This window comes from Nonomuraea guangzhouensis, assembly GCF_019396345.1.
Classification (GTDB): Bacteria; Actinomycetota; Actinomycetes; order Streptosporangiales; family Streptosporangiaceae; genus Nonomuraea; species Nonomuraea guangzhouensis.
The window spans coordinates 192049-214618 of sequence record NZ_JAHKRM010000022.1; the positions used below are offsets into that span (position 1 = coordinate 192049).

The window sequence follows — 22570 nt, forward strand, 5'->3', positions numbered from 1 at the left end:
TCCTGGAGGGATGCGAGATGGCCGAGATCACAACGTGGGCGAGTGAGCCTGTCAACGGCACGGACGATCAGGCATCGGGCTGCGGTCCGGAGGACTCCCGCGCCGCGCCGACACTCAGCCAGGCCGCCCACGACTTCCTCAAGGCGCTGGCCAGCCCGGGGCGGCAGCACATCTTGCTGCTGTTCGCCCGGGGCGCCGAACTGTCGGTCAACCAGGTCGCCGAACGCGCCGGCATCAGCCAGTCCGCCGCCTCCCAGCAACTCGCCCTGCTGCGCCGCGGCGGGATCGTCACCTCCCGGCGCGACGGCAAAGAGGTGCTGTATCGCGGCGACCGCGAAGGCACCGCGCGCATCCTCGCCGACCTTCAGGAGTACCTACGTTTCTGCTGTTAGCCCGCGGCCAGTTCAGGCATCCATGATCCGTCGACCGCGATGCCGGCGGCCGCGGCGATCCGATCGCGGGACTCCAGCAGCCGTGCCCGCAACGCCGCCAGGTCCACGCCGAGCAGCCGACCGTCCCGCTTGACCGCTCTGCCGGCGACGAAGACGCTGTCCACCAGGCCGGGATGGCCGGCAGCGACGATCGTGCCGACGGGGTTGCTGACCGGGAAAACCGAGAGGTCCTCGGCGTCGAGCAGGATCAGGTCGGCGTCCTTGCCGATGGCGATGCTGCCGGTTCGGGCGTCGAGTCCGCACGCGCGGGCGCCGTCCACCGTGGCGAACTCGGCGACGTCCCGCGCTGTGAGGCCACCGTCCAGGCCGCGCTGCGTGGCGAGCGCCGTACGCATGGCAGCGAACATGTCGCCGCCGACGGACGGGCAGTCGTCGATGGACAGCGACGGGCGGATCCCGGCGGCCAGCATGCGGCCGGTCTCGGGCCAGCCCAAGCCCATCTTCAGCTCACCGTCCGGGCTGATCGACACCGAGCAACCCGCATCGGCCATCATCGCCACCTGGTCGTCGGAGACGCCGTTGCAGTGCACGAAGGTCGTGTGGTCGTCGAGCAGCCCGCGGTCACGCATGTCGGCGATCGGGCGCCGGCCACGAGGCCAGCCGGTGGCGCCGTGCACGTGCACGCTCACCCGCAGCCCGAGGTCCCGCGCCAGCGCGACGTCGGTGGCGGTGGTGTCCATCGTGGACAGTTGCGGCCCGCGCAGGCCCAGCATCATGTCGCCGTCGGACAGCTGCGACCGTACACGCGTGATCTCGGATGCGATCGGCTCGTCGGCGACGACGCCCGCGCAGTAGCAGAACACCGAGCGGCCAGGTGCCACGCGCAGCGCCTGGATCGCGGCGTCGGCGTTCTCCGGGCGGTCGGAGCAGTGGAACCAGTCGACCATGGTCGTGACGCCCGAGCTGAGCGCTTCGATCCGGCCGAGCAGGTTGCCCAGGTAGACGTCTTCCGGCGCGTAGTGTCGCCGGAGCGTGCCGTGCATGGCGACGCGGTACTGGTCGAACGTCCAGTCCACGCCGATGCCGCGGAACGCGGTCTGCCAGGTGTGCCGGTGGGTGTCCACGAAACCGGGCATCACGATCTTGCCCGTGGCGTCCACGACCTCGGCGTCGGCCGCGTCGACGGTGACGTCGACCGCGGCGATCCGCCCGTCCTCGATGAGCACGTCGCCCTGCGGGAGATCGCCGACGGCCGGGTCCATGCTTACCACCATGCCGCCACGCAAAAGCGTCCTCACCGAGGGAACACCTCCCCGAATGCCCATTCGCCGGGTTGTCCGGGCCGTGTGCGGCCAATGCTGGATGCCATGGCGTCCTTTCCAAAGAGTTGATACGTCAACTCTAGGAAGGTTGAGTTGACGCGTCAACTTGGCCACTCAGTATGATTCCCGCCATGGCGGAAACCCATACGCTGGAACCCGAGGAGTGGGAGTTCTGGGACACCTGGATGCGCGCGCAGCGCCTACTCGCGCGGGAGCTCGACCGGGGTCTGCAGCGCGACTGCGGCATCTCGAAGGCTGAGTTCAGCGTGCTGGTGACGCTGTGGCAGGCGCCGCTCGGTCGCGAGATGCGCGTCGGCGAGCTCTCCGAGTCGCTCGACTGGGAGAAGAGCCGCGTCTCGCACCTGCTGACGCGCATGGAGAACCGCGGCTTCGTGGAACGGACCCAGAGCGGAGCCGACGGCCGCCGCACTGGGATCGGACTGACCGTCAAAGGCCGCCAGGCCGCGCAGAACGCCATCCTCGTGCACGCCGGCAATGTCCGCCGTTACTTTCTCGACTCGCTCACGCCCGAGCAGGCCGCTGCTATCCGGACCTGGAGCGAGCAGATGATCGACCACATCGAGCCTTACGGCGGCGAGGGTCCCGCTACGAGCCAGGGCGGCGTGGCTGGTCCAAGCTGAATTCCGCCGGGGTGACGGGCTGGTAGTCGTGCAAGAGCCCGATCACCGTGGCACGGCCGACGCTGTCCAAGCCCAAAGCGAGGGTGCGGTGCGGCAGTGCGACCAGTGCTCCACCGGCTCGTCGGCAAATGCACTGTGAACCCGGGCGTGGAAGGCCAGTAGGTCCGCCGTCACCGTCGCTACGAGAAAGAGGAGCGACAGTCGCGATCCGGGTAGAGGTGGTATTCGGGGACGATTACGACCGGTGCATCGGACCCGGACGCACCAGCCTCGGCCCTCGTAGTCTCGGCGGCCTTACCCCCGGCGTCACCTACGCCTACTACGTCGGCAGGACATGCTGAGCAAAGCGCCTCAATAGTTATGGCTGCGGAATTGAGTGAGGGTGTGAGGCTGCCTCACCCCCTCACACCACCGGACATGCGGGCCCGTATCCGGCGGTATGTCAAGCCGTGGTTCTGAAGACAACTCCAAAGCGGCCTGGCCGAGGTTCGCTTCGCTTCGGTACGGTCGTACCCGATAAGGGCACCGGGATCAGCGGCGCACTTCGCCGCGCCCGCTTGGCGCCGTAACCCGAAAAAGCAGTGGCCGCGCGGGCTAGGGGCCACATACGTTCACCTCCATGGTTGACGCAGCTTTCGGGCATCCGCGCCTCGCCGCCATCTACGACCCACTCGATCCGGACCGCAGCGATCTCGACGCGTATCTCGCGATGGCGGAGGAGTTCGGCGCGCGGTCCGTGCTGGACATCGGGTGCGGTACGGGCGTGTTCGCGCTGCTGCTCGCCGAACGCGGGATTACGGTCACCGGGATCGATCCCGCGCGGGCGTCCGTCGACGTAGCGCGCGGCAAGCCGGGCGCGGAGCGGGTGCGCTGGCTCGACGGCGACGCGGGGGACCTGCCGCCGATGCAGATCGACCTGGTGACGATGACCGGGAACGTCGCCCAGGCGATCGCCGATCCTCAGGCATGGCACACGACGCTGCGCGGCGCGTACGAGGCCCTTCGGCCCGGCGGGCGGCTTGTCTTCGAGACGCGCGATCCGGCGCAGCGCGTCTGGGAGGAGTGGGCGCAGTGGACGCGCGAGACCACGTACCGCATGACGGACATCCCGGGCGTCGGCCACGTCGAGACCTGGGCCGAACTGACGGACGTGAGCCTGCCGCTGGTGAGCTTCCGGGGTACGCATGTGTTCGCCGCGGACGGGGACGTACTGACCTCGGAATCGACACTTCGCTTCCGTGAACGTACGGAGATCGAGCGGGACCTGCACGAGCACGGCTTCGTCGTCGAGGACGTACGCGACGCACCCGACCGGCCGGGCAGGGAGTTCGTGTTCGTAGCGCGACGCGATACCGCGGAGCCCGTCCCTCCTGGAATGCCCTAGGGAACATGCGCACGACACAGCGCCGGGGGGTGACGGTACGGAAGGTCTCATCGGGCGCTGTACGCAGAGGGCGCGTACCTGCCGCGTACGAAACCCGAGTTACACGTGGCGGGATAACCTGCTGCCATGTCCGATCCACTGGCGATGCGAGCGTTCTTCGTGCGCTGCAAGGAGAACGTCGACAAGGTCGCATTCACCTTCGCCGACGGACGAGAGTTCCTTGGCTGGGTGGCGGAGGTGACCGATGATGACGTGCTAGTGACATGGGCGCCCAGTCCGATCTACGCCCAGGCGACCGGCGACGGGCACTGGAACCCTGAGGACGAGCGGGTGCCGTTCGCCCTTATCCAAACGGGCTCGGCCGCCAGCTATGACAGCTCCACCCGGCGCTGGGTGAACCACGTCGACTAAGCCGTGAACAGACATGGCATCAGCCAGCCGCTCTCAGGTCAATAGACCTAGCTACAGGGGATGCCGACGGCCATCTTCACCACCGACAGCAACGCGTCATACCACTCGGCGAGTTGCGTGATCCGTAGCCAGTTCGAGATCGTCCAAGGACGTTGTTAGCACCCGCGTCAGCGGAATCAGGCAGGGCGTCGCTTATCACCTCACCACTGGTGACGACGAAACACGCACACGAAAAGGGGACGATCCCCAGTCATCTTGTCTACTTTGAGCGTGTTCACGGTATCAAGCTTCCACCCCTGGGCTTCAACTACCTCGATACCGCGGCCAAGCTTCTCGATCTCACCGGAAACGTTGAGATGCCCGATCTCACTGATGATCTGAGCCGTGAACACCGTACGTCCCTCAGCTGCGGCGTTTCGGGCACTGGCCGCCAAGGCGTCGTTCGTGGCCTGCTTGAAGATCCCCATACCTACTCCCCTCTGCGCTGGATCCCACAAGGGATCATGGAGATGCCCAGTGACTCAGACAGCGCAACTTCCTTCGATGTATTGGACGCGCCTCTCCTCCAGACGGTTGAGAGAGTCCGGCGATTACACGCAACCAACCTTCTGGTCCGAAAATCGGAGAGTTAGTGGCCAGGTGACGGCGGACCCCTGCGTGCTGTGGCGGATCGGGGTCGGTAACCGGCTGGCCGGATCAGGCCCGTTCGAGGATGACTCGATAACCGAGAGCCTCGAGCTGGCGGATGTGATGGCGTTTCCTGCGTTCGGGGCCGAGCCTGTGGTCGTAGAAGTCGGCCCCGAGATCGATGAAGTGGGCGTCGGAATGGGACAGCAGATGCCAGTCAGAATGGAGCGGGATCGTGCGCGGGCTCCCGGCGTCCGACTAATCCACGGCCTCAACCGGACCAAGAAGGCACGACGTCGGCGGGCAACCACTCCCGATTTTCAGCCCGGAACGGGCCTCCCGCCAGGGAGACCGGAGACTAATCCGTAGGGAAGGGCAGGCGCCTGGTGAGCAGAGCTTCGCCCAGGTGAAGCAGTGGATGCTGGTCGGTAGCGCACGGTTACATCTGGCGGCGTTGCTGTACAGCACTCTGCCCAACGTGCTTCAGCGCTGTTGCCACCCGGTTCCGCCGCTGGGGAAGAGCCGCGTCGTCCTTCCAGCTTGTCAGCCGGCAACGGACGGATACCGAGCTGCCGCAAGGTCGTCGGCGAGGTCCCTCGCGGCAAGATCCGTGTTCAGCGCGGTGACCACCGTCTGCGTCAGCGGGTGGAGGGCATAGACGTGCCGCACCGCATCGAGATCCACGGGTACCTCGTAGTAGTCCTCCGCGAACCGCCGGAACGCCTCCGGAGACCGATCGACGAGCCGTGCGAACAGGCCCGCCGCCCCATCGGGATCACTCACACCGTCCGGGCAGTCAATCTCACCCACCCGCCAACAACCATCGCCGACCTCACGCCACAGGCAGGCGGTCACGACCGGCATTCCGTCCTCGTCACAGAACGCAGGCTCCTCCACACAACGGCGGAAGACCTCGGGGACGGAGTCGAGCACGCCCGGCCACGGCCCGTCATTGCCGTACGGGCTCATCACCGCCTCGTGGGCGAAGCCGCGGATGTACGCGCCCGCCGCGGAGAAGACAATGTCGTATTCGTCTCCCGAACCGTTGCGCATCGAGGCCATCTCCTCCCCAGGACTCCAGCTCGCGTCGAAGGAGTGGTAGCGGCTGGACCATTCCGGGCTCAAGATGGCCTCCAGCACCGCCATGGACCGACACAGATCGCGAAGCACCGAGATATCGGGCAGCAGCCGGGCCACATCGTGAGCAGTCATGAACCTCATCCAATCGGATGCCAACGACATCCCCCGTGTCCTTCCGGACGGTATGCGACTACCAGCCTTCAGCAAGAGCGTCGGGTGAGGCCTGGGCCAGCATCGCCAGAGGGCACCTGACGTGTCCGCTTAAAGGGCAGCCACTGCAAGTTGGTCCGGCGTCGGGGCTCGGCCGGTGCGGCTAGAGGTCGCCGACGACCTGTGCAACGGCGTCATCATCATGACTAACACTGAGGAACGCCTCGCACGCCCGCTGAAGGGTTGGTGGAATTGGTGGCGATCCATTACGGGAGGAACGCCGGGTGAGCGCGTCACGTCGAAGATCACATGGAGGCTCCCCCACGAAGGATCAAAATCGCGATCGCCTTGATCCTTTCCCTGGCCCCGGCCGGAACCGTGATGGCGCTGATCACGCTGCTCGCCCACGCGCAGAGCTCACTCACCCTGCCGTACTACGAGGACCCGCGGGAGATCTCGGGAGCGATGTGGCACTCAGCGGCAAGCCAGTCCAGCACGGACATCCGTGACCAGCTACTCGGGCTGGGAATACTCACCGCGGTGGCAACCGCCGCGTTCGGCGTGACCGCATGGAAGGTATGGCGTGGCACACGCCGGCCCACGCTCCTCCTCGCGATGGCCACCGGACTGACCGCCATCTACGTGGCCATGCTCTGGATATTCCTCAAGCAGCCGTCCTCCTTCTTTATCGTGAGCGAAAGCAGGGAACTGACACAGGTCATCGATCTGATTCAGCCCGGCTGGTACGCCCCCCTCCGCGTCGCTCTGCTCGTTGCCGGCACAGTCGCACAAGTACTGGGCCTCGTCCTGCTGACCAGCAGCCACGGAGTGTCATGGTTGGCCAGGCATCAGAAGCAACCCGTCGAGCAGGAATCCCCACCCCTGTGGGCGAGTCCGTCCCGCCAGGCAACCGTGCTGATGTTGCTCACCCCGGCCTTGCTCCTGATCTACGCCGCAGTGAACTATGTTGGCTGCCTGGCCGGTCTGATCAACGAGCGCGGCGAACCAGATCTCCTCCCCGGCGCCTTTCTCCTCGACATGCAGGTCCACGTCCAATATCTTGCGATCCCGGCCATCGCTGTCGTGGTGGGCGGCCTGATCCTGCTGCTCAGTCACGGGCGCGCACGGGCATGGGCCGGCTTGACCGCTGGATTCTTCGGGCTGCCCTACACAGTGGCCCTGGTGGAGTCCGCCCTGCATTACAGCGACACAAGCCTGTTCCACAATTACGTGGCCACGGGGATCGAAACACCCTGGTGGAACCAGCCCGCCGTATCAACCACAGGCATCGTCATTCTCCTCCTGCATTTTGCAAGCCTGGCCCTCCTCTTCCGCGCACCCACCCCCCAGAACAAACAACATAGTTCCGCTTCCAGGTGACATCTGTAAGCGGAGCTTCGGCATGCGCACCGCCGAGAGATAACCAGCGCTTCACCGGACTCCTCGCTTGACGATCAGGAACTCGGAGACACAGGCCAGCATCATCGCCTCGACCACGATCTGCGGATGGACGTTCGCTTCCGACGGTTCCCGACATTGCATGATCGCACCGATCCGCCGCAGTGTTTCCTCGGGCGTGGGAAGACCTGGCGCGTTGGTCTGGCCCCAGAAGCGGGGTAGGCGTCGCGGTACACGGAAACATGGCTGAACGCGCAGTACCGGCCTGACTGTCCCGCCAACGCGCCCTGCCGTATGCGGTGAAACTGCCTGTTGCCGGTCCTCCCGTGAATGCTGGACCGCCGCTGCCGCCACCCGTACACGTGGTGTTTCCGACGGGAATACTGGTCACGAAGAGATTGTCAGAGTTGTCGTTGAACCAGTTGCTCCTCTTCACAGTGCCGCAGGAGCTTCCGGAATATCGCCCCCACTTGCATATGGCATCACCGACCCACTGGACGGGGTCCTCACCATCCACATACGCCTTGTTCCGAGCGTTGTAGTAGAAGGTGCGGGTGAGCGTCAGATTCCCGTGGGTGTACAGCCCAGCCAGCACTGCTTCGTCAAGGTGATCGAGGTGCAGTTGCCTCCGTCGACTGGATAGTTACAGTACGTCCGCGTCGACGCGCCGTTGGCGCAGTGCCCGGCCGTGGCATGGCGTCGCGTCTCGAAATCCCACGTTGCCACCACGTTGAAGTTGGACGCGCAGTTCTGCAGATCACCTCCGCCCCGGACGTGCGATCATTCACTTGCTTGGTGCGCTGCTCGCCGAGTCTCGCGTATTCGGCAATATTCGTATGCGTCTCCGCGGTCCAGTAAGTGCCTCTCATTCGACGATCTCTGGTCGCCGGCGCCCGACACCGGCGGCGGCTCCGGCAACAGGTCAACACGACAGTCGCCGGCTAGGCGGCATTCCAGAAGTTCCGCTTGTAGCCGGCCGGGAGCCAGGGACTGGTCCAGCTGACCGCGACGTTGGCGATGAATGCCCGACTACTGCAGCGCACTGAGTCCGACCGCACCCGCAAGAGCTCACCTGCGCGTTTGTAACGGAGCCTTACTCGTGGGGCAGCAGATAACGCCACGAGAGCGCGCCGTGCTCGCCGGTTGGCATGCGATAGACGTGCCATGATCCGTCACCTGGTATCAACCGGGCGATCGTGCGCGCCTTGTTGCCCTTGTAGTCCTTGCTTCCTGAGCGCGCCTGCGTCTCGGGTGGCAGAGGGACGCCCTCCGGCAAGGGCTTGGCGGGCGTCGCAGGAACCGCGATCTGCTCGCTGGACAGTCGTACACGGTCGGTGGAGTAGTTCCCGCCCTGTGCGGTCACGCGGTCGGCCAAGCGGGCGAGGCGGTCGCGGGCGGTGACGAGCGCGGCGTCATAGCTGGCTGCGGCATGTTCCAGAGATGGAACGTGCACCTCGCGCATCCCGCTGCCGCTGTCGACGCCGAGGACCGTGGTGGGCACGTCATATATCCTCGGCGATCCCGGCCGGGGCGAGGCAGTGGCGGGTTGCCCTGCCAGGTCATGATTGAGGGCCTCGACCAGGGTTTTGACCTCGGCAGGTGGAAGGCGCAGCTCGTGCGCGGCGTCGGCGATGGCCCGGCCGTCGGCGTAGACCGCCAGCATCGGAGGGCGCACGGCTGCGAGGCCGTGAGCCATCAAACCACCCACCCGCAGCCATTCGGCGACAAGGCGCTGCGCGGGTCCGGCTGAGGCTGGCTCAGGGACTGGCCGGCCAGTCTGCTCCAGCCTCGGCATGGTCCCGGTCTTTTGAACTCCTGTGCTGCTACACGCCACAAGCATCAACACCAGGGCGACGACCCAACTCCATCTCATGTCCCTAAAACGATCAGCTTCGGCGCGCGGTTCAGGCGTGGTGTCACGACGCCGTACTCCGAACTTCCGTGGACGTTGCCGCCCTTCACCGATGTGATCAACGAGCCTGGTTACTGGCGGTGAGCAGCATGGCGAGACGCTCGGCTGAGGTGTCCCAGTCGAGCGTTTTGCGTGGTCTGGCGTTCAATCCAGCAGCGACGGCGTCGAGTTGCTCTCGAGTGTGGAATTCGTGCCCCATGGGAAGCACCGGCGGAACAGGCCATTGGTGTTCTCGTTGGAGCCACGCTGCCACGGCTGGCCGGATCGCAGAAGTAGACCGGCATATCCGCAGCGATGGAGAACTCGTGGTGGCGGCCTATCTCGCTGCCCTGATCCAGGTGAGGGAGCGCTTGAGATGGGCGGGGAGCGTCGCGATGGTGTCCAGCAGGACAGCCGTCGTCATTTCACGACACCACGCCTGTGACCAGGCCAAACTTGTCCACCACTCCCGTGGACACAATTCCGTCTCAAGCGTCATCCCTGGTAGAAGCCGCTGCCCGCCCCTTCCTCACCTCTCTCGATACCTCCTGCGGTCGCCTCTTGCCGCACTGGTTTCGGCAGCGAGCGCTGGCCCACCTAAGGGGCGGGTGCTGACCGCTCGATCATGTTCTTCGCCCTCAGGGGATGGATGAGACGACGCTGCGGGCGCCGTGGCCGGGTCTGTCGGGGGTGTGATGGGATCGGGCGAATGGATCACCAGTCGGAAGCCGCGTACATTCGTTCGGTCTGCGTCGAGTTCCTCGGGGAGCACTTGGGATCTCAGTTGGCCGCGCTGGCCAGACCGGGATTTGGTCTCAGCCCGGCCGGCGAGTCCCGTCCGGCGGCGGGACGCAGCCGCCTGGGCGGCGCGGCCCTCCTGGACCCGGGAACGCCGTGGCCATACAGCGATGAACTGCCACTCAGCCTGTACGCCGTGCTCGACACCGACGAACTCGCCCCGTGGCTCGGGGACGAGCTGCCCGTTCGGCCTGGACTGCTCAACTTCTTCCTCGATGATTTCGAGAACTGTCGGGTCATCCCTGCCGACCCGGCCAGTGCCGTTGAGCTCAGGTCGCCCAACGATCAGGCCTTCGCAACCGTCCCGCTGCACGCCAAACCTGGCCTGTCGCTCCCCGACATGTGGTGGGGCGGAGCGCTGGAGGATCTCATCGAGGGCTTCGGGCTCGACCCGGGCCCCGACCTCACAAGCATCTGCGACCCAGAGGAGTCGGTGACCAGCCTGTTCGCCGGAGATGACTCCCCGGGCGGGTATTACCCGGGGGCGATCGATGTCGACCAAGCCTTCGGCTGGCCGCTGTGGATAGCGCCGGGCGACCCGCTCCCGGATCTGCGGGGGGAGTACACCCACCTTCTCCACCTCTCCAGCAACCTCGGCGAGTGGGAATTTCCCAAGGGAGGTTCGCTGAACTTCCTCATCCCGAGGCAGGCGCTTCGCGACGGCGACTACTCACAGGCATTCGTCGCGTTGGACGTTGGTTAGAGGAAACTTTCTTGGAGAGCCGAGAGATAAACTTTTACTGATGCGGCCTCGGCCGCCCCTATATGTTGATAGATGGCTAATGCTGCACTGAGATCAATGATGGCAGCATGGCGTCGGCCGGCGTCTATTTGGCATCGGGCAGCTCCTTCGAGCGCCTGCGCCTCATCCAGAGGGCTGTGCACCTTGCGCGCCAACTGCAAAGCCTGCCTGTATGCGGCAAGAGCTTTCGGCATTTCAGCGGAGTCGAGTAGAAGAGCACCTATACAAGTCAACACTTCAGCCTGACCGTGATCATCGCCAAAATGCCGGAACAGCGCCCGGGACTGCTCCAATAGGTCAGCTGCTGCTGAGTACTCCCCGGACAGATGTCGCGCCTGGCCCAGAAGCCGGAGCGCGTTGGCTTCACCGTGACCGAAATCGAGGGCTTGGTAGATCACCCGGGCCTGCCGTGCCAGATCAGCCGCCTCTTGAAACTTCCCGGTCATGACCCGAACTCGGCCCAGAGCCTGCAGGGCTTCGGCTTCGCCGTGACGGTTCCCAAGGGAGCGATACAAGACCAGAGCCTGCTCCGCCAGGTCAACCGCCTCCAGGTATTTACCTGAAAGACCCCGTACCAGGCTCAAACCCCTTAGCGCATCGGCTTCGCCAGCCCGATTGTCGAGCGCGCGATATAGCACGAGCGTCTGCTCTGCCAGATCGGCTGCCGTTGAGTACTCGCCGAGTAGCTGCCGCATCACCCGCAGATCCGATAGCGTGCCGGCTTCGCTGAGGGGGTCGCCCAGAGCCCGGTACAACGCCAGGGCCTGCTCCGCCAGAGCAGCGGCTGCCTCATATTCTCCATATGCTATGCGCCGGATCAAACCTTGAGCCCGTAGGGCCGCAGCCTCGCCGTGCCGGTTCCCAAGGGAGCGGTTCAAGACCAGAGCCTGCTCCGCCAGGCCAGCCGCCGCCTTGTAGTTCCCAGTCAAACGCCGCGCTCGGCTGAGGGTCAGCAGAGCCATGGCTTCGCGGTGCCGGTTCCCAAGGGAGCGACACAGGGTCAGAGCCTGCTCTGCGAGTTCTTCCGCTACGGAGTAGGCACCCAATTTGAATTGAATTCCAGCCAAATTCTGCAGGGCATCGGCCTGGGCAAGACGGTCACCGGCGTGATGAGCTGCAGAGACAGCCGCCTCATGGAGAGCAGCAGCCTGGTCCCAGGGGCCTTCCTGAGAGAGAAAAGAAGCTACGGCCCCAGCCAGACGAATGACACGGAAGTCTTGGCCGACGATGGCACAATAGTTGGCGCAGGCGAGAAGGTTAGACCGTTCAGTACGCAGCCAGGTCAGCGCCTCATCCCGATTGACCAAGTTCGGCGTGACGTTAGACGTCACGACCGGGACGGTGTTATCGACGCGGCGGTTGTTGATGAGTCGGTCGGCGGTCTCGGCGGTGTTTTGATAGTGGGTCCATAAGCGGGCGAGGCCGCAATCGCGTTCGTCAGGTGGATCCTGGCGTGCAAGGCTCTGAGCGTAGACACGTACAAGATCGTGCATTCGGTGACGACCGAGCGCAGGTTCGTCAATGAGATGGTCGGCATACAACGCGTGGAGATGGCGGCGAGCCTGGGTGAGAGAGATGCCGTCGAGGGCTGCAGCGGCATACGCGTCGAAGTCGGAGCCGGGGTGCAGGCCTAATCGCCGAAAAAGGCGCTGCTGATCCGAGGACAAGGCGCGGTAAGACAGGTCGAAGGCGGCAGTCACCGCACGGTCGCCTGCTTCGAGTTCCCCCAACCGATCCTGAGCAGTGGCGAAGACGTCAGCGAAGGCGACGATGTCCCACGTGGGGTGGTGGGCCAGACGGCCAGCGAGCAGCGCGATAGCTAACGGCAAGTGGCCGCATCGTTCCGCCACATCGGCGACGGCATCGTTCTCGGGCCCTACAGGCGTACGGTGGGCAATGCGAGTAAAGAGCTCAAACGCCTGAACGGGCGGGAGCGTGGCCAGGGCGAGCGACTCAGCACCGTCGAATGCGATTAGACGTCGACGGCTAGTAACCAGCACCAAGCACCCTGCCGCCCCGGGCAACAGTGGTTCCACCTGAGCATGTTCGGCCGCGTCATCCAAGATCAGCAGCACCTTCTTACCGGCTAACCGTCCGCGCCACCGCTGCGCCCGCCCCTCAGTGCTTTCAGGGATCTCACACGGAGGCATACCGGTGCAGGCCAGCAAATCAGCGAGCACGTCATGGGGATCCGCGGGCCGCCGACCCGGGGTGTGGGCATGCAAGTTGACGAATAGCTGCCCGTCCGGGAAAAACTCAGCGAGCAAATGCGCGGCACGATTGACCAGTGCTGTCTTCCCCACTCCCGGCATGCCATCAATGGCATAGACCGCCACCAGGTCAGACGCTCTCGTTGCGGCGGCGATGAGCCATTGCAACTCAGCGTCACGGCCGGTAAAGGTCGCCACATCGCGAGGCAGTGTATACATCGTCGCTGCAGGAGCCGGTACCGGACCCGTGTAGATCGTCTGATCTCGGCCAGCAATCATCTGTCGGGCTCGACCCTCGGCGACTGCTTCGATGTGCACCTGGGCAGGCTCCGGCCTACCGCGCTGCTTGCTCACAGTCCGGTGATGCGCTGGTCTCGGCCGGCGATGAACTGCCGCGACTGGTCGTGAGCATGGGCGGTGATGATCTGTCTCATACGGGACAGTTCGCTGGAGGACAATGCAGGAGTCAAATGCTCATCCAACAGGCGCTGGAGTTCTGGGCCGATGGCCGGGTCCTCATCGAGCATCTGCTGCAGGCGTAGGCGCCAGACCCCGGCCAAGGCCTCCTCGGTCTGAATATCTCCCCGCTCGCGTGCAGCAAGCATTTGGCTCTGAGTCGCTTCTAGCTCAGCTTGCACGGTTTCGGCCCGTTCCGGGTGTACCTTGCGCCACCAGGCCATCACTGCGGTACGGGTTTGCTGCCACGCATCGGTGGCCATCGCGCCCACCAAGGCCGTCGCCGCTGCTAGCACGATCGGATCCATCCAACACCCCTTCGTGGACAAACCCCGAGAGAGCCACTGTAGGCACCTACCTCTCCAGTACTCCAGAAATCGCTTGTACCGCCGCTATTACCCGCAGCCCTCGGACACGGGGAAGAGTTTCTCCGACCCGTATTCCGACAACAGTCTCGCCTTCCGGAACAGGCACCCCTGGTCGTACGCCTGGCTCACCCCCGGCATCCGCCTCAGCCGACGACTCGGGCATGTCCGACACCCTGGTGGCCGAGACGAGCGCCTCGTTGTCCGCGTACGTCTTGACGAAGTCCCGGTACGCCGCCCTCTGGTCTTCGTACACGTACGATTCGAGCCCGGGGATCCGCTCGATGACGGCAATGATCAAATACTCGGCGGCCTGCAGAACTACCCACGTTTCTGCTGTTAGCCGGCTGCTGGAGACCGGAGGCCGCGGCGCCGGGCATCTCGGGCTGAGGTCAGGCGCGCTTGGCCTTGCGCCATGAGCGGTCGTAGAGGGTGGCGCTGTCGAGGGTCGAGGAGCCGCCTTCGTCGCCCAGCGTGGGACCGTCGACCGTTTTGCGGCTGGAGATGAACCGGTGTTTGCCGGTGGAGTCGATTCCCAGATACATGCCGACGTGGTCGAGGGCTGTGCCATCGTCCGTGCTGGCGTCCCAGAACAGCAGGTCGCCCGTCTGCAGGTCAGCGTAGGACGTGGGTTTGGCCGTGCCACCGTCGATCACCGTGATCCCCGGGGCGTTCTCGTCGGCCATTTGCACGGCTCGGCGGGGGAGGGCGGACTTGCTCAGCGTGTCGCCGATGCCCAAGGGGTAGCCACCGCGGTAGCCGAAGACCATTCTGACGAAACCGGAACAGTCCAGCGATTCCTTCTGGCGGGCTTCCGGAGGGTCGATCTTGTCGTCATAGGTCCAGGAGAGGCCGAGGTAGTCGTTGAAGTCGGAGCCCTCTTCCCGGGTGCCGTCCGGGAGTAAGGGCCCGTAGTGAGCGTCGCCCGCGTAGCGCAGGCCATCGCGGACCTGGGCGGGAGCGTCCGCGAGGTACTGCGTGGCGATTTCCAGCAGATCCTCGTCGGTCCTGGTGATGTTGGCCGCCGGCCATGAGGCTGCCCACGGCGCCGAGGGCGACCACGGGCCGGGCAGCAGGCGGACCCAGGCCCGGGTTGAGACGGTCGCCTCGGTCGTCGTCTCGGCGAACTTACGCTGCTCGCCAAAGGTGACGGCGGTTCGCGCGCCTTCCGTCAGGAGAGCGCCGACCCGGCCTTGGCTGTAGTAGAGGTTCTGGCCGGCTTTGCCGGGGGCGTAACCGGTGAAGGACTGGCCCGGCGAACAGGCGGTGGCGTCGGCGAACAGGGCGGTGAAGGAGGCGAACCCTGTCTTCAGGGGGTGGCGGTCCTGCCAGACCGGTGCCCCGGCCAGGGGGTCGGCATGGCGCTGCCACCACATCCGGCCGGACGCGTCGAGCGCGTAGATGACTCCCGCTCCGGCGCCGGACGGGCTGCGGTAATCCTCCCAGCCCTCGCCGGCCACCAGCCCCGTGCCCGTGCCGAAGGCGGTGCCGCCCGCGACCGGGTCGGTGTGGTCGTACCAGCGGACGTGCCCCTTGGTGTTGACGCCGTACAGCGTGCCGTCGCGCCCGGTCATCAGCGTGGTGATCGCCGTCCAGCCCGAACGGATGACCTTGCCGCTGCCCGGCGCCCACTGGGCCTCGCCGGTCATCGGTGAAAGATGGCGGTACCAGTGCAGGTCTCCGGCTTTGTCGAGGGCGTAGATGACCCCGGAGCCAGCCGACACGATGTCCACAAAGTCGCCCCAGCCACGACCGATGACCGTGCCCTCACCGGGAGCCCAGCCGCGCTCTCCAGTCGCCGGCGAAAGGTGGCGGTACCACTTCAGGCCACCCTCGCCGTCGACCGCGTAGATCACGCCGTTGCCGCCGGAGAACACCTTGGTCAGCGTGTTCCAGCCGTAGCCGATCTCGTTGCCGCTGCCGGCGGCCCAGGAATTCTCGCCGGAGGCGCCGGCGCGGTGGCCGTACCAGCGCAGTTTGCCCTCACCATTGATGCCGTACACCGGCACGACCGCCGAGCAGGTCAGGGCGGAGGCGGCCACGGCCGGTCGCGGACTGACCGTGAACAGCAGGGACGCTCCGACGATTCCGGCGGTCAGGACGGCCAGGTGGGTACGGAGCATGTCTGCAACCTTCTTTCGAACGCGTCGACGCCGCCGGACCGATCGTAGGGAAATGATCTCATTCCTCCCAGGGCGATTAGACCTCGCAGACCGCGCTGCGGCAGCCGCACAAGGCGCACCTGATGCTCGTTTGATCACCGCGCGGACTTGCGGGCAGGAAATTCGGACGTCCGTTTGCTAGGCAATTGTGATCACATGTCTTTCGGGACGTTATTGCCCATGCTCGTCCTCGTGGCGGCGGTCACCGTGACGGCCTCTCCCGCCGACCGGTTTTACGGGGTGACTCGCCGAGTACGAGCCACCCCGGGACGGAGCGGGCAGCCGGTCAGCAGGTGGGCTGCTCCAGCCCCCAAAGGCTCACCGCCACCCCCGCACCGATGGCCACGGAGGTTCCGGCGCTCACCGAGTTTGGTGTCGCCGAGGAAGGTCAGCAAGTCCTGCTGGGTGAAGCGGCCGATGGCCGTGCTGTACCAGCGCTGGCCCAGCTTGACGGGTGAGATGTCGGGGGTCATGTTGAGGCCGCCGGTGTAGCGCGGCAGGTTGGTGCCGAGGACACTGCCGGTCGCGGCGACGGTCTGGCCGTAGGCGTCGTAGGAGTGGGCGGCCACGACGGTGCCCGCCGCGTCGACGACCACGGTCACCGAGCCGAGACCGTCCAGGACGTAGGCGTAGGAGCCTGAGGAGTTGACCAGGCCGAGTGGGGTGCCGCGGCCGTCGCGTTCGACGTAGTTGGTGACGGAGCCGTCGCTGTAGAACTGCAGCCACGGCTGTTCGTGCTGGTCGGCCTTGACGTAGACGAGGCTTAACGCAGCAAGATCCCGAGATTGTCCTGACAAACACGAAGGCCCGTTCCAGGCTTTCCCTGATAACGGGCCTTGATGCTGTGTTCGGCCGGAATTACTCGAAACCCCAACCTTCTGATCCGTAGGAAGGGCGGATGCCCCGTCAGCGGCGTCCCGCCTTGGTCAAGCAGTGGATGCTGATCAATGGCACGCGGTCGCGTATGGCGGTGTTGCTGTACGGCGCTGCTGCACAGCACTCTGCCAACGTGCTTCGGCGCTGTTCCAGCCGTTCCAGCCGTTCAGGACGCTGCCCAGAAGTACCAGCCCTGGTCATCGAAGCAGGGATGGGTCTGTGTCCCACCTGCCTGCACACCGTTCCTCCAGTATTCGCATATTCCCTTGGTGGAGTAGGGGCCGTACCAGTGACCTGCCGTCTCCTTGGCCTGTACAGGACTGACGGAGAGCAGTAGAGCCGCGAGGCCGCCGATCGCGGTAATGGCAATTCTTGCGGTGACGTTTGGCTTCATTTCTCCGCTTCCTTTCGTCATTTCATCGTCATACAGCCGACTACGTCAAGCACGGAACCGGTATAGGCGACCACTACTTGCCCAGCAGAGAAGCGACCACCAATTCGGTTCCACGCGATTGAAGACAGACGCATTTTTGGAGGTGCCGACAATTTATTCACCCGCGTGTCATTCACGCTAATGTCCAAGAAGGCTTGGCGCCAGGTAACCAGCAGGACATTCATAGGACATTTCGTCGCTGACAGGAGCTCGATAGAGTCAGACGCACCTGCTCCCCGCAGACGTTGGCCGCCAAGCCCCTGGAGGGCATGGTGCTACTCGCCGCGCAGCAACCGGGCCAGGCTCACGTCCCCGATTCGATGGCCGCCTCCAGCCAGTGAGCGGTCGCCCGGACGCGCGCCACCGCGGCAGGCTCGTCTTCGGTGAACCAATGGTCGCGAAGGCCGGGTGGTACCCGGCCCACCGAGGCCACGAACAGGAAGCACGCCCCGACGAGGTCGAGGAAGTCGCGGCTGCGCTCGATGCGGGGCAGGGCGGGCGTACGCCGCCGTACCTCCTGGCCAGCCTGCTGAGCATGCTCGACCAACGCCCGGTTGCGCTCCGGCACCGTCAACGCGTCCAGGATGAGGCACGCGAGGCCGCCGGTTAACGCAGGACACGTGCGGCTCGCGCTGCGCTGGGCAGGCTGGGTCGCGTCCGAGAAGTGGAGGGCCACCGCCGAGTCCCGCAAACTGGGCAGCACTTGCCATATCGGACACAATCCCGCATCATGCCAGGTGGGCTCAACGCCGCACCAAGACCGGCGGGCCCGAGGGGACCGGGGCTCCAGTGCCGAGAGGAAGGGAGCGGACCGCTACCTGGCAGCACGCCTCGAGGAGACAGCGATGCCTCATCGCCCCGAGTCCCGAGAAGCCGGTATCGGTTCGGAGTCGCCGAACCTCGACTTCGCGGGCACGACCCCGTATGAGGACTACGTCCGCGCGGACGTCCTCACCCACCTCCAGCACCCCCTCTCCGACGATCCCGGAGAGATGGTGTTCCTGGTCACCACCCAGGTTATGGAGCTGTGGTTCACCGTGATCGTCCATGAGTGGGAGACCGCCGGCCGCGCACTGCGCGAGGACCGACTCCCCGTCGCGCTGGACGCACTCAAGCGCAGCGTGCGCGAACTGGAGGCGCTGAACGCCTCCTGGCGGCCGCTGTCGCAGCTCACGCCCACTGAGTTCAACGCGTACCGAGCCGCGCTCGGCGAAGGCTCCGGTTTCCAGTCGGCGATGTACCGGCGGCTGGAGTTCCTGCTCGGCGAGAAGTCGTCGTCCATGCTGGTGCCGCACCGGGGCGCGCCGCGCGTCCACGCGGAACTCGAGAAGGCACTGCACCAGCCTGGCCTGTACGACGAGGTGCTGGGATTCCTTGCACGGCGCGGTCACGCCGTACCGCGGGCCGTCCTGGAAAGGGATCTGTCGCAACGGTACGAGCCCTCCGCTGAGGTCGAGGCGGTGTGGACGGAGATCTACTCCGGTGATCGGGACGCCGACCTGGCACGGCTCGGCGAGGCGCTGACCGACGTCGGCGAGCTGGTGTGGCGCTGGCGTAACGACCATCTCGTGGCGACCCGGCGCGCGATGGGCGCCAAGACCGGAACCGGAGGCTCGGCGGGCGTGGCCTGGCTGGAGAAGCGGGCCGTGAAGAACGTGTTCCCCGAGCTGTGGACGGCGCGCAGCCATGTCTGATCCCACCCAGCCGTCGAATCTCGTGAACTTTTCGGATCTTGCGGAGAAGGCGTCCAAGCTCGACGAGCTGGACGCGCTGCGTACCAAGCGCGCCGAGTTCGTCCTCGACGACGACACCGTCTACCTGGACGGGAACTCGCTGGGCGCGCTGCCGGCCACCGTGCCGGGCCGGGTGGCCGACGTGGTGGCCAGGGAGTGGGGACGGCTACGCATCAGGTCCTGGACGGAGTCCGGGTGGTGGACCGCACCGGAACGGATCGGTGACCGTATCGCCCCGCTGATCGGCGCGGCACCCGGCCAGGTCGTCGTCGGCGACTCCACCAGCGTGAACGTCTTCAAGGCGCTGGTGGGCGCGGTGCGGATGTCCGCTGCGGAACGGGACGAGATCGTTGTCGACGCGACGACGTTCCCCACGGACGGCTACATCGCCGAGTCCGCCGCACGGATGACGGGCCGCCGCCTGGTCGCCGTCGACCCGTCGGAACTGCGCAGCGTGCTCGGTCCACGCACCGCCGTCGCGCTGGTCAACCACGTCGACTACCGCAGCGGGCGGCTCCACGATCTACCGGGTGTGACGGCCGCCGCGCACGCCGAGGGGGCCCTGGTGGTGTGGGACCTGTGCCACAGCGCAGGCGCGCTGCCGGTCGGGCTCGACGCGTACGGCGTCGACCTCGCGGTCGGCTGCACCTACAAGTACCTGAACGGAGGCCCCGGCTCGCCTGCCTATCTCTATGTACGGCGGGACCTGCAGGCCCGCTTCGACTCACCGCTGCCCGGGTGGAACTCTCACCGCGATCCCTTCGGCATGTCACCGCGGTACGAGGCCGCGGACGGTGCGCCGCGGGGCCGGGTGGGCACCCCCGACATCCTCTCGATGCTCGCCCTGGAGGCGGCACTCGAGGTGTGGGACGGAGTGTCGGTCGAGGCGGTACGGGAGAAGAGCCTGGCCCTGACCGACTTCTTCCTGGAGTGCGTCGCGGCGTACCTGCCCGTTGGACGAGTCGAGTCGATCACCCCGGACCGGCACGCCGAGCGGGGCAGCCAGGTCGCACTGCGCTGTGCCGACGCGGGCGAGGTGATGGGTTCGCTGATCGCCCGAGGGGTCGTCGGCGACTTCCGGCATCCGGATGTGCTGCGCTTCGGCTTCACACCGCTCTATGTGTCGTTCGCCGATGTGGAGCGGGCGGCGCGGATCCTGGCGGAGGTAATTTCATCCCCTTGACCGCCTTACCAGTGCTTTTGGAACGAGGCGAAGGGAAAGATCACACCATATGGCCGGAACGGGAGCGGGAGCGCGAGCGGTGTCCGCGGACGCGGACGCCGTCGCGCGGGATGCCGTCGAGAAGGAGTCGGCCTTCTCTCACCCCGCCGTGGAGCCGGACGTCACCGCCTCCTACGGCGAACACCCCGATCAGGTCATCGATTTCTACGCGCCCCGCGCCGGTATCGAGGCGAAGGCGCCTCTGGTCATCGTCCTGCACGGCGGCGCCTGGCGTGCCGCGTACGACAGGCGGCACATCTCTCCCCTCGCGACCTTCCTCGCGCGCCGGGCCTTCGCGGTCGCCTCGGTCGAGTACCGCCGGGGCGGCGCGGAGCCGGGTGCGGCGGGACGCTGGCCGGAGACCTTGGACGATGTGGCCGCCGCCATCGACGCGCTGCCGGGCCTTGTGACGGACGTGCTCCCCCAGGCGGACTCGCGCCGCACGGTCGTGATCGGGCATTCGGCGGGCGGGCAGCTCGCTCTGTGGGCCGCGGCCCGGCACGTGCTGCCGGAGGAGTCGCCCTGGCGGCGCCCCGAACCGTCCGTCGTGGGCGTCGTAGCGCTCGCGCCGATCGCTGACCTGACCAAGGCGCGTGAGCTCGCCGTGTGCTCCGGCGCCGCGCTCCAGTTCCTCGGCGGGCCCGAGCGGTTCGAGGAGCGACGCCTGTCCGCCGATCCCGCGGCGCTGCTGCCCACCGGCGTCCCCACCGCCCTCGTCCAGGGCCGTACCGACGTCGTCGTACCGGCCGAGGTCGCTGAATCCTTCGTGCACGCGGCCGCCAAGGCAGGCCAGACAGTGCGCCTGACGCTGGTGGACGATGCCGGCCACTTCCCGTTGATCGATCCTGCAGCGGACGCCTGCGCCCTGGTCGCAGAGGAGATCACCCGCCTGCTGAACCACCTCTGACCCGGGGGCCTGCCACGACGCGCGACTGGACCGCGCGGATGGCGGTGTCATGGCCTTCTTCCACGTGCGGCCTTCATCGACGGCGAGCGCATCGAGGGCACCAAGAGCGGCCGCAAGCGCATCGTCAGCATCGACGAGCAGACGGCCCAGGTCCTCCGTAACCAACGAAAGATGCAGGCAGAGGACAAGCTGAAGGTCGGCCCTGAGTGGCGAGGCGCCAGCGCGTACGTGTTCACGACCGGCTGGGGCGAGCCGATCCACCCGGACACCGTCAGCTCGCTCTTCCCGATCCTGATCAAGCGCCACAACGCCCACCACCTGAAGAACCCACTACCTCATGCCCGCCTCCACGACCTCCGCCATATCCACGCCACGACCCTGCTCTTGGCGGGTGTCCCTGTACACGTCGTCGCGGCCCGTCTCGGCCACGCAGACCCCTCGATTACTCTGCGGGTCTATGCCCACGTGATCCGCGCAGCGGAAACCTCGGCGGCCGACATCTACGCCCAGGCGATCAACGAGTGAGCGCCCCTCGTTAGCAGCGGTGTTAGCAAGATCCCGAGATCGTCCTGACAAACACGAAGGCCCGTTCCAGGATTTCCCTGGTAACGGGCCTTGATGCTGTGTGCGGCCGGAGGTACTCGAAACCCCAACCTTCTGATCCTAGGGACGGGCAGAAGCCTCATCAGCGTCGGCTCGAGCTGCTCAGGTAGTAGATGCGGGCCGGTGGGGTGCGATCGTGTGAGGCGGTGTTGCTGTACGTGTTGCTGTACAGCCCCCGTCCCACGGCCCCGCCCTCGTAATCTGCGCCAAATGGGCCCCGGACCGCAGATGCCACCGGGCCCGAGGGACGGGAGCAGCGCGGCAGATGGCCGTCCGCTTTATGCCGAACAATGATCGTCTTCAGGCCGAACCGCTCGACCGCACGGACGGCACCTTTGGCGTCATCACGGCGGTATCGGCCACCGTACGCGGTGGCATGCACCTGCGGTGGGCGTCCGTTCCGGAGTCGGTGGATCTGACGGGTGCCGTCACCACCGTGCTGGCCGATGCTCCGGCGAGGTAGCCGCCGGACACGGCGATCGCCGGCTTCGTGTACGACCGGTTCAACGGCTCCTGGGACTGGCGGGGTGCGCAGGGTCTGGCTGCACGGCATGGTCCCGTTCGACGCGGGTCCGTACGAGCAGGCGGCCAGGGTGTTCCGCCAGCACGGCCACCCGGCGGAGGCCGAGCGGCTCCTCATCGAGCGCAAGCGCGCCAGAAGGGCACCCCCGCCGGGCGGCCGCACGCCACGCTCATCTCGCTCGGCCGACGCACCACCTGGTACGACCATCGCGGCGGGATGAATCCAACTTTTACAAGGAGCGATT

The 22570-nt window shown here is 66.1% G+C and carries 22 protein-coding genes and 1 pseudogene; 13 read left to right on the forward strand and 10 right to left on the reverse strand.

Going from position 1 to position 22570, the window contains the following annotated elements:
- Positions 1–17 precede the first annotated feature (17 nt).
- Positions 18–392 carry an ArsR/SmtB family transcription factor gene (locus tag KME78_RS39325; protein WP_219534551.1) on the forward strand — a complete coding sequence of 125 codons (375 nt, stop codon included), beginning with the start codon at positions 18–20 and terminating at the stop codon, positions 390–392.
- On the opposite strand, the gene KME78_RS39330 is transcribed toward KME78_RS39325, so the two are convergent.
- Positions 389–1690, reverse strand: coding sequence for an amidohydrolase family protein (locus KME78_RS39330; protein ID WP_219534552.1), 1302 nt, complete (start codon positions 1688–1690; stop codon positions 389–391). The genes KME78_RS39325 and KME78_RS39330 overlap by 4 nt on opposite strands.
- A gap of 155 nt (positions 1691–1845) precedes the next feature.
- Between KME78_RS39330 and KME78_RS39335 the strand changes: the two genes are divergently transcribed.
- From KME78_RS39335 to KME78_RS39350, 4 genes are all read left to right on the forward strand, one after another.
- Positions 1846–2355, forward strand: coding sequence for a MarR family winged helix-turn-helix transcriptional regulator (locus KME78_RS39335; RefSeq protein ID WP_219534553.1), 510 nt, complete (start codon positions 1846–1848; stop codon positions 2353–2355).
- Positions 2356–2483: 128 nt separating this feature from the next.
- The gene (locus tag KME78_RS68200) at positions 2484–2696 is read left to right on the forward strand and encodes a DUF6355 family natural product biosynthesis protein (RefSeq protein ID WP_372455038.1); all 213 of its coding nucleotides are present in this window, start codon (positions 2484–2486) and stop codon (positions 2694–2696) included.
- Positions 2697–2974: 278 nt separating this feature from the next.
- The gene (locus KME78_RS39345) at positions 2975–3739 is read left to right on the forward strand and encodes a class I SAM-dependent methyltransferase (RefSeq protein ID WP_219534555.1); all 765 of its coding nucleotides are present in this window, start codon (positions 2975–2977) and stop codon (positions 3737–3739) included.
- Positions 3740–3865: 126 nt separating this feature from the next.
- Positions 3866–4150: a hypothetical protein gene (locus tag KME78_RS39350; protein ID WP_219534556.1), complete on the forward strand. Its 285-nt coding sequence runs from the start codon at positions 3866–3868 to the stop codon at positions 4148–4150.
- A 200-nt stretch (positions 4151–4350) separates the two neighbouring features.
- Here KME78_RS39350 and KME78_RS39355 read toward each other — a convergent pair whose 3' ends face one another.
- Together KME78_RS39355 and KME78_RS39360 are read right to left on the reverse strand one after the other, a co-directional pair.
- Positions 4351–4617, reverse strand: coding sequence for a hypothetical protein (locus tag KME78_RS39355; RefSeq protein ID WP_219534557.1), 267 nt, complete (start codon positions 4615–4617; stop codon positions 4351–4353).
- Between the two features lie 703 nt (positions 4618–5320).
- Positions 5321–5974, reverse strand: a complete 654-nt coding sequence (locus KME78_RS39360) for a hypothetical protein (RefSeq protein WP_308127299.1) — start codon at positions 5972–5974, stop codon at positions 5321–5323.
- Positions 5975–6316: 342 nt separating this feature from the next.
- Between KME78_RS39360 and KME78_RS39365 the strand changes: the two genes are divergently transcribed.
- Positions 6317–7387 (forward strand): hypothetical protein, encoded by a 1071-nt coding sequence (locus KME78_RS39365; RefSeq protein ID WP_219534559.1) that lies wholly within the window; start codon positions 6317–6319, stop codon positions 7385–7387.
- A gap of 1111 nt (positions 7388–8498) precedes the next feature.
- Here the strand turns inward: KME78_RS39365 and KME78_RS39370 are convergent.
- Both KME78_RS39370 and KME78_RS65095 read right to left on the reverse strand, forming a co-directional pair.
- Complete coding sequence (locus KME78_RS39370; protein ID WP_219534560.1) at positions 8499–9101, reverse strand: hypothetical protein; 603 nt, start codon at positions 9099–9101, stop codon at positions 8499–8501.
- A 274-nt stretch (positions 9102–9375) separates the two neighbouring features.
- Positions 9376–9708 (reverse strand): annotated as a pseudogene (locus tag KME78_RS65095) (IS30 family transposase); the annotation flags it as partial.
- Positions 9709–10005: 297 nt separating this feature from the next.
- Between KME78_RS65095 and KME78_RS39375 the strand changes: the two are divergent.
- Positions 10006–10797, forward strand: a complete 792-nt coding sequence (locus KME78_RS39375; protein ID WP_246652840.1) for a DUF1963 domain-containing protein — start codon at positions 10006–10008, stop codon at positions 10795–10797.
- On the opposite strand, the gene KME78_RS39380 is transcribed toward KME78_RS39375, so the two are convergent.
- From KME78_RS39380 to KME78_RS39400, 5 genes are all read right to left on the reverse strand, one after another.
- Positions 10794–13364: an ATP-binding protein gene (locus KME78_RS39380; protein WP_219534562.1), complete on the reverse strand. Its 2571-nt coding sequence runs from the start codon at positions 13362–13364 to the stop codon at positions 10794–10796. The two genes, KME78_RS39375 and KME78_RS39380, sit on opposite strands and share 4 nt — an antisense overlap.
- Positions 13365–13396: 32 nt before the next feature.
- Positions 13397–13810, reverse strand: coding sequence for a hypothetical protein (locus tag KME78_RS39385; protein ID WP_219534563.1), 414 nt, complete (start codon positions 13808–13810; stop codon positions 13397–13399).
- 449 nt (positions 13811–14259) lie between these two features.
- Complete coding sequence (locus KME78_RS39390) at positions 14260–15990, reverse strand: tachylectin-related carbohydrate-binding protein (RefSeq protein WP_219534564.1); 1731 nt, start codon at positions 15988–15990, stop codon at positions 14260–14262.
- 272 nt (positions 15991–16262) lie between these two features.
- Positions 16263–16826 carry a hypothetical protein gene (locus tag KME78_RS39395; RefSeq protein ID WP_219534565.1) on the reverse strand — a complete coding sequence of 188 codons (564 nt, stop codon included), beginning with the start codon at positions 16824–16826 and terminating at the stop codon, positions 16263–16265.
- A gap of 816 nt (positions 16827–17642) precedes the next feature.
- Positions 17643–18041: a DUF6192 family protein gene (locus KME78_RS39400; protein ID WP_219534566.1), complete on the reverse strand. Its 399-nt coding sequence runs from the start codon at positions 18039–18041 to the stop codon at positions 17643–17645.
- A 142-nt stretch (positions 18042–18183) separates the two neighbouring features.
- On the opposite strand from KME78_RS39400, the gene KME78_RS39405 reads away from it, so the two are divergent.
- The 6 genes from KME78_RS39405 to KME78_RS39430 all read left to right on the forward strand — a co-directional run bounded on the left by KME78_RS39405 (position 18184) and on the right by KME78_RS39430 (position 22546).
- Positions 18184–19032 carry a tryptophan 2,3-dioxygenase family protein gene (locus KME78_RS39405; protein WP_219534567.1) on the forward strand — a complete coding sequence of 283 codons (849 nt, stop codon included), beginning with the start codon at positions 18184–18186 and terminating at the stop codon, positions 19030–19032.
- A complete protein-coding gene (gene kynU, locus KME78_RS39410) occupies positions 19025–20254 on the forward strand; it encodes a kynureninase (protein WP_219534568.1) in 1230 nt (409 codons plus the stop codon). The genes KME78_RS39405 and kynU overlap by 8 nt, the downstream gene beginning before the upstream one ends.
- Positions 20255–20333: 79 nt before the next feature.
- Positions 20334–21200: an alpha/beta hydrolase family protein gene (locus tag KME78_RS39415; RefSeq protein ID WP_219534569.1), complete on the forward strand. Its 867-nt coding sequence runs from the start codon at positions 20334–20336 to the stop codon at positions 21198–21200.
- Positions 21201–21290: 90 nt separating this feature from the next.
- Positions 21291–21725 carry a tyrosine-type recombinase/integrase gene (locus tag KME78_RS39420; protein WP_372455039.1) on the forward strand — a complete coding sequence of 145 codons (435 nt, stop codon included), beginning with the start codon at positions 21291–21293 and terminating at the stop codon, positions 21723–21725.
- 358 nt (positions 21726–22083) lie between these two features.
- Positions 22084–22266, forward strand: coding sequence for a hypothetical protein (locus KME78_RS39425; protein ID WP_219534570.1), 183 nt, complete (start codon positions 22084–22086; stop codon positions 22264–22266).
- Positions 22267–22330: 64 nt separating this feature from the next.
- Positions 22331–22546, forward strand: coding sequence for a hypothetical protein (locus KME78_RS39430; protein ID WP_219534572.1), 216 nt, complete (start codon positions 22331–22333; stop codon positions 22544–22546).
- Positions 22547–22570 lie beyond the last annotated feature (24 nt).

Bases quoted from the DNA above. Each gene is read 5' to 3' on its own strand.
- KME78_RS39325 (WP_219534551.1), top strand. From the start codon at position 18: ATGGCCGAGATCACAACGTGGGCGAGTGAGCCTGTCAACGGCACGGAC.
- KME78_RS39335 (WP_219534553.1), top strand. From the start codon at position 1,846: ATGGCGGAAACCCATACGCTGGAACCCGAGGAGTGGGAGTTCTGGGAC.
- KME78_RS68200 (WP_372455038.1), top strand. From the start codon at position 2,484: ATGCACTGTGAACCCGGGCGTGGAAGGCCAGTAGGTCCGCCGTCACCG.
- KME78_RS39345 (WP_219534555.1), top strand. From the start codon at position 2,975: ATGGTTGACGCAGCTTTCGGGCATCCGCGCCTCGCCGCCATCTACGAC.
- KME78_RS39350 (WP_219534556.1), top strand. From the start codon at position 3,866: ATGTCCGATCCACTGGCGATGCGAGCGTTCTTCGTGCGCTGCAAGGAG.
- KME78_RS39355 (WP_219534557.1), bottom strand. From the start codon at position 4,617: ATGGGGATCTTCAAGCAGGCCACGAACGACGCCTTGGCGGCCAGTGCC.
- KME78_RS39365 (WP_219534559.1), top strand. From the start codon at position 6,317: ATGGAGGCTCCCCCACGAAGGATCAAAATCGCGATCGCCTTGATCCTT.
- KME78_RS39370 (WP_219534560.1), bottom strand. From the start codon at position 9,101: ATGGCTCACGGCCTCGCAGCCGTGCGCCCTCCGATGCTGGCGGTCTAC.
- KME78_RS39375 (WP_246652840.1), top strand. From the start codon at position 10,006: ATGGATCACCAGTCGGAAGCCGCGTACATTCGTTCGGTCTGCGTCGAG.
- KME78_RS39385 (WP_219534563.1), bottom strand. From the start codon at position 13,810: ATGGATCCGATCGTGCTAGCAGCGGCGACGGCCTTGGTGGGCGCGATG.
- KME78_RS39390 (WP_219534564.1), bottom strand. From the start codon at position 15,990: ATGCTCCGTACCCACCTGGCCGTCCTGACCGCCGGAATCGTCGGAGCG.
- KME78_RS39405 (WP_219534567.1), top strand. From the start codon at position 18,184: ATGCCTCATCGCCCCGAGTCCCGAGAAGCCGGTATCGGTTCGGAGTCG.
- kynU (WP_219534568.1), top strand. From the start codon at position 19,025: ATGTCTGATCCCACCCAGCCGTCGAATCTCGTGAACTTTTCGGATCTT.
- KME78_RS39425 (WP_219534570.1), top strand. From the start codon at position 22,084: ATGCCGAACAATGATCGTCTTCAGGCCGAACCGCTCGACCGCACGGAC.